General features: G+C 47.8%; 8 protein-coding genes. 5 read left to right on the top strand and 3 right to left on the bottom strand.

Annotated features, from left to right (window positions below):
* The coding region (gene aroE / locus VN105_RS23300) for a shikimate dehydrogenase (RefSeq protein WP_325644735.1) at nt 1-708 on the top strand (708 nt) is incomplete at its 5' end.
* 239 nt (nt 709-947) lie between these two features.
* Here aroE and VN105_RS23295 read toward each other — a convergent pair.
* On the bottom strand, nt 948-1,745 hold the full coding sequence (locus VN105_RS23295) for a class I SAM-dependent methyltransferase (RefSeq protein ID WP_325644734.1): 798 nt from the start codon (nt 1,743-1,745) through the stop codon (nt 948-950).
* A 122-nt stretch (nt 1,746-1,867) separates the two neighbouring features.
* On the opposite strand from VN105_RS23295, the gene truB reads away from it, so the two are divergent.
* Nucleotides 1,868-2,563, top strand: a complete 696-nt coding sequence (gene truB / locus VN105_RS23290) for a tRNA pseudouridine(55) synthase TruB (protein WP_325644732.1) — start codon at nt 1,868-1,870, stop codon at nt 2,561-2,563.
* On the opposite strand, the gene VN105_RS23285 is transcribed toward truB, so the two are convergent.
* Nucleotides 2,544-4,973, bottom strand: a complete 2,430-nt coding sequence (locus VN105_RS23285) for a BamA/TamA family outer membrane protein (protein ID WP_325644737.1) — start codon at nt 4,971-4,973, stop codon at nt 2,544-2,546. The two genes, truB and VN105_RS23285, sit on opposite strands and share 20 nt — an antisense overlap.
* A gap of 102 nt (nt 4,974-5,075) precedes the next feature.
* On the opposite strand from VN105_RS23285, the gene VN105_RS23280 reads away from it, so the two are divergent.
* The 3 genes from VN105_RS23280 to VN105_RS23270 are packed head-to-tail and all read left to right on the top strand — an operon-like array spanning nt 5,076 to nt 9,144.
* Nucleotides 5,076-5,816: a TrmH family RNA methyltransferase gene (locus VN105_RS23280; RefSeq protein ID WP_414647258.1), complete on the top strand. Its 741-nt coding sequence runs from the start codon at nt 5,076-5,078 to the stop codon at nt 5,814-5,816.
* Between the two features lie 6 nt (nt 5,817-5,822).
* A complete protein-coding gene (locus VN105_RS23275; RefSeq protein WP_325644728.1) occupies nt 5,823-6,848 on the top strand; it encodes a hypothetical protein in 1,026 nt (341 codons plus the stop codon).
* Nucleotides 6,849-6,873: 25 nt separating this feature from the next.
* Nucleotides 6,874-9,144 (top strand): hypothetical protein, encoded by a 2,271-nt coding sequence (locus tag VN105_RS23270; RefSeq protein ID WP_325644726.1) that lies wholly within the window; start codon nt 6,874-6,876, stop codon nt 9,142-9,144.
* Here the strand turns inward: VN105_RS23270 and VN105_RS23265 are convergent.
* A partial coding sequence (locus VN105_RS23265) for an ABC transporter permease (protein WP_325644724.1) occupies nt 9,145-10,306 on the bottom strand: 1,162 nt, incomplete at its 5' end.

The raw sequence follows: 10,306 nt of genomic DNA, 5'->3' as shown, positions 1-10,306 counted from the left end.
CCGCTCAGTCATTCTTTCTCCAAAGGGTTTTTTAAAGAGAAGTTTGAGAAGGAAAATATTTCAGGTTGTGTGTATGATAATTTCCCGATCCCGGGCATCTCTCAATTCACTGCTTTGCTGGAACAGCATCCGCAGCTGCATGGATTGAACGTTACCATTCCCTACAAGGAAGTGGTGATCCCCTTCCTGGATGAGCTCAGTGATGCCGCCGCAAAAATAGGTGCAGTGAACTGCATTCATTTTAAGAACGGGAAGAAAACAGGTTATAATACCGATGTAACAGGGTTCACCAGATCATTGCAGCCACTGCTGCAACCACATCATCAGCATGCCCTGGTGCTGGGCACCGGCGGCGCCGCCAAAGCCATTATGTATGCATTGGAACAACTGGGCATTACCTACACCGTAGTGAGCCGGCAACCGGTGAATGGCGCTGTGTCTTACGAATCGCTTACCCAACAGGTAATGGAAAACCATACAGTGATTGTGAATACAACGCCCCTGGGTATGTATCCCAAAACAGATACGTTCCCTGAAATCCCTTACCAGTACCTCACTTCCAGGCACCTGCTATACGACCTGGTGTACAACCCGGCGGAAACCGCCTTCCTGCAACGTGGGGCTGCGCAGGGCGCTGCTATCAAAAACGGGCACGAAATGCTGATATTACAGGCGGAAGCATCCTGGGAAATATGGAATGCAGCGTAAGGGATCGCCTTCGGCGATGAAATTGTCTTGGAGCAGGATTAAACTGATTAATCATGATTTTCAGGATTTGATTTTGTTATGATTTTATGATGAATAATGATGAAATAATTAAGGGAGATAAGAGCGAATATATCCGCTTCTATCTCCCTTAGTCTTTTATAAAATCCCAAAAAGTAAAATCCAGCTAATCATTATAATCAGCGTAATCCTGCTCCAAGACAATTTTAACGCCGAAGGCGTTAAACAGGCTTTATCATGTAGTATACGCACGTAGTAACGAAGTTCCTGAAGAAAGGAATGGCGGCAACCGGTTTCCATTGCACACGTGCGTTAACACCGAATTTGTATTTATAGATTGGATTGATCAGGTAGAACCTGCGTTGTGTAATTTTGTATTGCTGGCGTTTTACAATGCGTTCAAAACGCTCAATGGAAATGCCGGTGGATTTTACATCCATCAGGTCCACCACCACATCGTCGCCTTCTCCGAACATGCGTAATACGCCTTTGTAGAGGGGGCGGGGAAGTAAATGAATGTAAGGCACCATGCTGAGGAATTTGTTCTTGCAGATCTGCTGATGGCCTCCATGGGGCATATACCAGGGTGGAAAGCCGAAGTACACCTGCCCGCGGGGACTCAGCAACTGTTTGAGATGACCAATGATCTTTTCCTGGTCAGGAATGTGTTCAATGGCATCTTTCAAAATAATAACATCAAAAGAGTTCTGAAATTCTCCCAGGAAATCCAGGTCATAAATATTTTTAGCGATCAGTTTTAATTGTCCGTTGTCGAGGTATTCCTGCAGGAAAGTTTTAGCCAGCTCAATACGGTCGGGAGCAAGATCCACGCCTACGCAGTTGCATCCTTTTTCCAGCAGGGGAGTTAATACGCCGCCTTCCCCGCATCCTACCTCCATCACGCGCAGACCTTCCAGTTGCGGAAATTCCTGCTGTATGAATGGCAGCACGTAGTCGCGCGAATTATCCACCTGTTGCTTGTGCCGTAGTGTTGCGTCTAAATGATGTTGTAAAGCCATGTATTTAAAATTGCGTGAATTTAATAAAAAGCGCTTAGCTTTCTGCTTTTCGTGGTCTTAAATAAATCCTATAATTGCCGGCTATATGCTGCGGGCTGCCTGCTAATAGCTATCTTTGCGGCATGCAAACGAACGAAAAGACCAATTACCAGGAAGGAGCCGTGATATTGATCAATAAGCCTTTAACGTGGACTTCCTTTGATGTAGTACGTAAAATAAGAAATATCACCAAAGCTAAAATAGGCCATGCCGGCACGCTGGATCCGTTAGCTACCGGGCTGCTCATTTGCTGTACCGGGAAAATGACCAAAAAGATCAACGAATACCAGGCACAGGAGAAGGAATACACCGGCACTTTTACATTGGGTGCTACTACGCCTACATTTGATAAGGAGTCTGAGCCGGAAAATTTTAAAGATACCAGTCACCTTGATGAAGCCGCTATAGTGGCTGCCACCCAACCTTTCATAGGAGAAATTATGCAGCTGCCTCCCATTCATTCTGCTATTAAACAGAACGGTAAACCTATTTACCTGTTAGCAAGGAAAGGCGTGGATGTAAAAGTGGAGCCACGGAAATTAACTATTACTGCATTTGAGATCACTAAAATAGCGCTGCCGGAAGTACATTTCAGGGTGGTATGCAGCACGGGTACGTATATACGCTCGCTGGCAAACGATTATGGCGCACAGTTAGGCTGTGGCGCTTACCTGAGCAGCCTTTGCAGAACCCGTATCGGTAATTTCAGTTTGGAGAATGCCACTGATATGGAAGATTTCATTGCCGCTAATTCCGTTCCTAAAACGGATAACCAATAGCAATGTTCCAGATAATATTTTCACGACGCCAGCGGCTGTCTTTCAAATCCCACTCACCTACATACCAGCCGTTTTTATTCCCGGTGAAGTAAGGCACTTTCAGCGGGATACCCCAATCCAGGCGGATGAGGAAGAAAGAGAAATCCAGTCGCAGCCCCGCGCCCGTGCCCATTGCCAGGTCGTGGTACAGCTGATCGAACCGAAATTCGGAACCGGGCCTGGTAGAATCTTTGCGGATCATCCAGATATTACCCAAATCCAGGAAGGTGGCGCCTTTCAGGTTTACAGTACCCCCAAACATTCTCAGCAGATCGAAGCGGTATTCGATGTTGCCTTCCAGTTTCATATCGCCGGTTTGATCGGGGAATGCCTGTGCGGTAGCGGAGGAATCTTTGTAGGAGCCGGGCCCCAGTGTACGCAAACGCCATGCACGGATGCTGTTGGGGCCACCGGAAGTGAACTGCCGTACATACGGCAGTACCTGTGAATAGCTGTACGGGATACCCACGCCGGCATAAGCCCTGGTGGCAAGCCCGCTATGCAGTCCCAGTTTCCAGAAGTGACGGTAGTCTGCTTCTATCTTCACGAAATTCGAAATATTTACATTGGTCAGTGTTTCCAGGTTGGTTTTTTTGCCGCTGACGCCGTTCATGAGGCTGTTGATGCCGCTGAGCCAGAGTCCCGATTCTTCCACGTTCACCCTGAAGTAGCTGTAGTGGCGCTGGTGCAGCAGGTCCTGGTTGCTGAAAATAAACGAAATATTTTCCCCGCCGATAAGCGCCGGTTCAAAGCTGCGCTTCAGGTACGGGTTAGTATTTACCACGCTGTCGCGGAAAGTAGGGTCCAGGCTTACGCCCACATAGTTGAGGGTAAATGGCCTAACGATCCAGCGTTTGTAAAGCGTTTCGTTCCAGTCGTACCCATAGGATAAGTTCAAACTGGTAACGTCAAATTTTTCCACGCGGGAAAGATAGTTGGCGCCCAGCGTTAATCTTGTTTTTACGTTGGAGCGGTTGCTTTGTTTAAAATTGAATGGCAGCGCAAACCGGGGCCAGGTAAGACTTACCTCGCCGCCAAACTGTTTGGACTGCAATTCCCACCCGGATTCCTGGCGTACCAGTTCAATACCGGTACTCAGCGCCATGCCCAGCTGGGTGGCGGTTTTATTCAGGTTAATATGCCGGTAGTTCAGCGTAATACCTGATCCCAGCGTATAGTCGGAACTGTTACTTAACTCGAAGCTCAGCCCCAGTTCCTGTTTGCGCCGGGGCGTAAGGAACACATAGGCATCGAGGGTATTTAAAGAGTCTTTCGGCTCTTTGTACTGTAGGGTTACGAACTGCCATACACCGATATCGTACAGTTTATTGACGGTATTGTTGTATTGCTGAATAGAATAGGTTTCTCCCGGCCGCAGGAGGATAGACCTGGAAAGAATTTTTGGTTTCAGCATTTCCTGGTGGGCGCGGATGGTAATAAACTTGCGTTCGTCCTGTTTCAGGGTGCTGTCGTTTGGATTGCCATTGAGGGAGAAGTCGGGATAGGCGTAGATCTTACCGATATGGTACTTTTGCCAGGTATCGGCGCTGTCTTCCGGGTTTTTGATTTGGATCTCCACGTCCATGGTCAGTTTATCTCTTCTTTTATTTTCATTGAAGATATTTACAAATCCTTCGAAAGGATTGAGCGTGTTGCGGAACAGGGCTTTGTTAAGCGTATCTACACTAAATTCTATGGCATCGCGGTTAAACTTGTAGTACCCGGCATCTTTGATGAGGCGGGTGAGCCTTTCCCTTTCGCTGCCCAGTGTGGCCGATTTAAAGGTAACGCCTTTCCGGATCAGCGATAGTCCTTCATTTGCTTTTACAATGTGGAGGATGGCAGAATCGGGTACGTTGTAGATGATCTTATCTATTACGAAGTTTTTTCCTGTATTCACCCCGTAGGTAACGCTGGTTTTATGGTGCGAAGTTTTCTCCTCATAGTTCACACTGGCATAAAAGAAGCCCTGGTTGTGGAGGTAGCTGGTCATACGATCTACCGATTCTTTGGATTTGGTAGAGTCATAGACCACCGGTTCTTCCAGGTTCCTTTTAGCGAGTACGAGGTTCCAGAACCAGTTGGATTTCTTTTCGTTGTATTTCTGGTTATAGAGCCATACTTTGATACGGCTGTTGAGCAGCTTTTTATTGGGCTGTTGCGTCATCAGCGATTTGGAAGAAAGGGAACTACGCAGGTCCTGTTTTTCGGAATTGAGGATTTCCCCGTTTACTTCTACTTTGGCGCTGGTGTATAAGGTTTGATCTTTCTGGAGATATTTGGTGTTGGAGCAGGCCGCCAACGTGAGTACTACCGCCCATAGCAGCAATTGTTTCAGCAGTAAGATTTTTGAATTGGGAAGCAGCTGCATCACGGGCAAAAACGTTGTTAAATTTTTTTAAGGTCAATGCTGACAAACGGGTAACCATGCCTCTTCTTGGCTGATTAAAAGAAATCGTGTAGGTTTGATCCCATGTTGTCAAAGGCGCAAATTAAATATATTCAATCATTACAGCACAAAAAAAACAGGCAAAAATCCAGCCAGTATGTGGCAGAGGGTGATAAGATTGTACAGGAGCTGCTACAGGCGGGCATGCCGGTGAAAGGAGTATTTGCAACGGCCGACTGGCTGGAGCAGCATGGCTCCCTGACCAGCCGTATGCCGGGAGGGACTGTAACTGAAGTGGATGCAGCTGTGCTCAAACAATTGTCGTCGCTTACTACGCCCAACCGGGCGATGGCTTTACTGGATATGCCGGCACTGGTGAACCCGCTGCCTGCCCCGGGAACAGTGGCTTTGGCGCTGGAAGCCATCCAGGACCCGGGTAATATGGGTACGCTTATCCGTATTGCCGACTGGTTCGGGATTCCGCAGATCATTTGCTCGCCCGATTGTGTGGATGTATATAATCCTAAAACCATACAGGCTACCATGGGCAGTATGATAAGGGTTCGTATAGCCGAATACGGTATCCCGGAGTTGTTGCAGCAAACAAAGCTGCCTTCTTATGCTGCTACGCTTCATGGAAAGAATATTGCGGAGTTTCCCGCTATTAAAGAAGGGATTATCCTGATCGGTAATGAAGGAAGAGGATTAACGGAAGATGTTACCGCTATGGCTACCCACCGGATCACCATTCCCCGGATCGGTGGCGCCGAATCATTGAATGCCGCGGTAGCTGCGGGGATTATTTGCGGCCGCCTGCTTATTTAACCACTCATGAACCCCAGGATACTGCTTATCATCATACTATTGTTTTCCTGTAATCACGCTGCGAAACGTAACATAACGCCGGCATTTTATTACTGGAAGCAAACCTGGACGGGTAACAGCGCCGAGCTGAAATATATGCAGGACCTGCCTGCCAGGCGATTGTACGTAAAACTGTTTGATGTGGCTATTAACGAAGCCACACAGGCGCCTGGACCAGTAGCGGTGTTCCATCAAAAAGCCGCTTTCCCTGCCGGTGTGGAAATAGTACCGGTAGTATTCCTGATGAATGAAATATGGGCGCATCCCGACCCGGGGCTGGCCGTGAATGTGGCCCGGCTGATAGAACAACTGTGCGATTCCCTGCCGGCAAACAGTATAAAGGAGATCCAGCTGGATTGCGACTGGACACAGACTTCCAGGGATGCCTATTTCTCTTTTATAAAACAGATCCGGCAAACACCTTTTTTCCGTCATCGCCGTGTATCGGCCACCATCCGCATGTACCAGGTGAAATATAAAGTACGTACCGGCGTGCCCCCGGTAGACAGGGGATTGCTGATGTGCTATAACATGGGCGATCTGCGTAAACCGGGATCACATAATTCCATCCTGGATTTAGATGCTATGGAGTCCTACCTGGGAGAAAACCGGGTGGCAGGATATCCATTGCCTTTAGACATTGCATTGCCCTTATTCAGCTGGAGCGTTTTATTCCGTAACGGCACTGCCTATACCGGTATTTTAAGAAATATCGGCACGGAGGAATTGCAGGATACCACTATCTTTGCAGTGGATGAAAAACAGTTGTATACCGTGCGGAAAGATACCCTGCTGAACGGATATCCCTTAAAAGAAGGAAATGTTATACGGCGTGAAACCATTGACCAGGCTGCATTAGAAGCGGCGGCAAAAATGGTGGCAAAACAATTGCGGACGCCGGACCCGGTTATTATATTTTATCATCTTGATTCAACAACCCTGAAAAAATATTCCCTGAATGAACTACAAAAAGTTTGTCGTTTTTTTAATTAGTTTTTGTGCTGTTTTCTTTGGTAATGTGATTTACACTTTATCCTGCGGACCAACACCGGATCCGTATGATTATTATGTTTCTTTTTTCAGCCCATATACCAAAGGCAGCGGCTATGAGCCGTTTTATTACACTGCCCTTACTAATTTTTTTGGAGATCCCACACCCTCTGAGGAAACGGCCAATGTGGCCGACTGGCAGGACTATGCCGGCAAAGGAGTAACGGGGAAGGATATACGTGAATGTATCTATACCTATCCAAAAGAGCAGTTATCTGCCATTGCGGAAGGTAGTGCTGCCTTACCGGACAGTGTGAAGCAGAATACATTTGCGCAGTTCCTTGGAAAGGAAAAGAACCGGGAAGCGGCGCGTTACCTGTTATTTGCCAAATCGTGCGAGCCGGCTGTGACCAGGGAGGATCAATGGTCGGCCCCGAAACGTAATAATGCCCAAATGGCGGCTTTGTATACAGAAGGGATGGAATTGCGCGATAAAGTAAAGGATAAAGAGATCCGCGACCGTTATAGTTTCCAGCTGATAAGACTGCAGCATTACAGTGCGCAGTACCGTGAAGCAGTGACTTCTTTTGACCAGCTGTTTGGCGGAAAGGAGAAGTCGTCCCTGGTATATTATAAGGCGCTGGCGTTGAAAGCAGGCGGCTTATACCACCTGGAAGATTCTGTGCAGAGTGCCTACCTGTTTTCCCGCGTGTTTGAAAAAGCGCCGTCGTTGCGGCTCTCCTGTTTTACCAGTTTAATGTGGACCAATACCAGCATGGAACAGGTATACCCGTTGTGTAAGGATAGCCGCGAAAAGGCAATGGTAGCCGCTATTTATGGCTTTACCAATGCGGAGCCGGATGTAGCAGCCATCCGGCGGGTGTATGCACTTGACCCGGCATCTCCGGCATTGAATATATTATTGGGAAGAGAAATTAATAAACTGGAAGATGCTTACTTCAGCCCCCTGCTGGGAGAAGGACAAACAGACATGGTGGGTATCAGGGATGAATCGCCCGGAGAAAAGACCAGGATGCTGGCAAAGTTAAATGAGTTACAAATGGTGACAGATGACCTGGTTCAGAAAGGCAAATTAAAAGACCCGGACCTGTGGAGGGTTTCATCTGCCTACCTTTCTTATATCCGTAAAGATTACCCGGCAGCTGCACAGCAGCTGGCGGCAGTACGTACCAAAGATCCTGAAATAAAAGACCAGTGGGAGATTGTAAACCTGCTGGTAAACATCAACCAGCAAAAAACGATTGACAGCGCATTTGAAGCAAAGCTGCTGCCTTCCCTGAAATGGTTTGATACAAAAACTGCCGGCATCGGAAATTACTGGGACAGGGCCTGGGATGGCAGTGACGATAAGCGCTTCGCGTTTGGCAAGATTTACCGTAACCTGTTGTTTGCCATCCTTGCGCCGCGTTATCACCGGCAGGGAGAGCTGGTGAAGGAGTCGCTGATCAGGGGGCGCTGTGATTCGCTGAAGATGAACGATTATTTTGTTTCCGGCGAAACTTCCCTGGACCAGATCAATAACGACATGAACCCCGCAACGCTGATCCGCCTGAAGGAGTTCCTGCATCAACCGGGTAAAACACCGTATGAATCTTACCTGGCAGGATTTTTTCCCAAAGGTATTAACCTGGATCAGGCTATAGGAGTGAGTTATGTGCGGATCCACGATTTCGGTAATGCGCGCAACTGGTTTAAGAAAGCGGGGCCTGGTGCACTGGCGGTTTCCTTCCAGGTGTTTCATGAGCAGCTGCAGGATTTCGGGGAAGATACCGCTGTAGCGTCGTACACGAAAGAAATTACGCAACTGCAGTTTTGTGAGCGCATGTTGCAGTTGCAGGAAAAGATGAAGACGGCGCCGGTGCCGGCAAAAGTATATTACGATTATGCCACTGCGTTATTCAGCATTTCCTATTATGGCAGAACGTGGTACTTCGTAAAAGATTACCGTCCGAGTACTTTATGGTATTCGCCGGACTGCGACAAAGACGCTTTTGAAAAGCAGTATTTCGGATGTTATGCGGCCGAAAGCTATTATGCAAAGGCAGCGCAGGCCAGTACAGATAAAGAGTTCAAGGCCCGTTGTGCGTTTATGGCTGCCCGTTGTTCCCAGAAGCGTGCTGCCGGAAGGGAAGACCGTAACCAGTATATTCACGCGTCGATCAATAACCGTTATTTCCCATTGCTGGCAGGCAGTTACGGGCAAACGAAGTTTTATCAGCAGGCGTATAACCAATGTAGTTACCTGCGTGATTATGTGAAAAGTACCCGGAAGAAATAACTATTTGAACTGGATAGCTTTTACCGGTGTGATGCGCCGGATGATCCTGGCTGGTACCTGCAGTATGAGTATACAGATCAGGAAGGTGCCTATGTTGATCAGCACAATATCGATCCAATGCAGGGATACGGCTGCCACCGACATGTAATAGGATTCCTCCGGCAGTTTGAAGATCCCGGTGGCCTGCTGAAGAAAAGCAATGCCCAGCCCGAAGAAGTCGCCGATCAATATTCCCAGTATAACAATATAGGCTGCCTGGTATACAAATATTTTCTGGATATCCCAGTTGCGCATACCCAGCGCTTTGGCAATACCTATCATGTTGGTGCGTTCCAGGATGAGGATAAGAATAGCCGTGATCATATTAATGATGGCAACGATGGTCATGATAACGATGATGATCAGTTCGTTCTGGTTTTGCAGCTGCAGCCAGTCGAAGATGTTGGGATAAATATCCCGGATGGTGCGGGTAAACAGCTGGTCGGGCAATGCGTTGTTATCCATATACCTGGCCAGGGAATCCATATTGCGGTAGTTGTTGATAGATAGTTCATAGCCGCCTACCTGGCTGGGGTCCCAGTCGTTCAGTTTGCGCACCAGGTTAAGATCGCCGATCACGTAAGTTTTATCATATTCCTCGATACCGGTTTTAAATATGCCCGTTACCGTTAGTTTACGCGCGCGTGGTGGGAGTCCGCCTCCCTGGATAAAATAGATGATGGCCTTATCATTTACTTTCAGTTGCAGTTCCCTGGCCATATATTCCGAGATCATAATTTCCGGGGCGTAGGAGCTATCATTGAACTGTAGCAGGTTGCCGGCCTGGAGGAAGCGTTTCAGCTGGGGCCAGTCGTACCCTTTATCAATTCCTTTAAAAATGATCCCGTCTATTTCCTTTTCTGATTTTATAATGGCAGATTTGGTAGCGTAGTTACTGATAGATTTAATGCCGGGTACTTTTTTTAAGCTGTCCAGCAGGGTTTGGCGGCTGTAGAAAGGGATTTCTTCCGTAAGGGGGCCTGCGTTCGGCTGGTATTCATTGATATGGATATGCCCCCAGAAGCTGAAGATCTTTTCCTGGATCACCTGCTGAAAACCGTTTACCAGCGCTGTTGCCAGGATCATTACCGCTACGCTCACTGCGGTGGCAGCTACTGCGATA

It is taken from the genome of Chitinophaga sp., assembly GCF_035564935.1.
GTDB lineage: Bacteria > Bacteroidota > Bacteroidia > Chitinophagales > Chitinophagaceae > Chitinophaga.
This window is presented reverse-complemented; position numbering and strand designations above follow the sequence as displayed.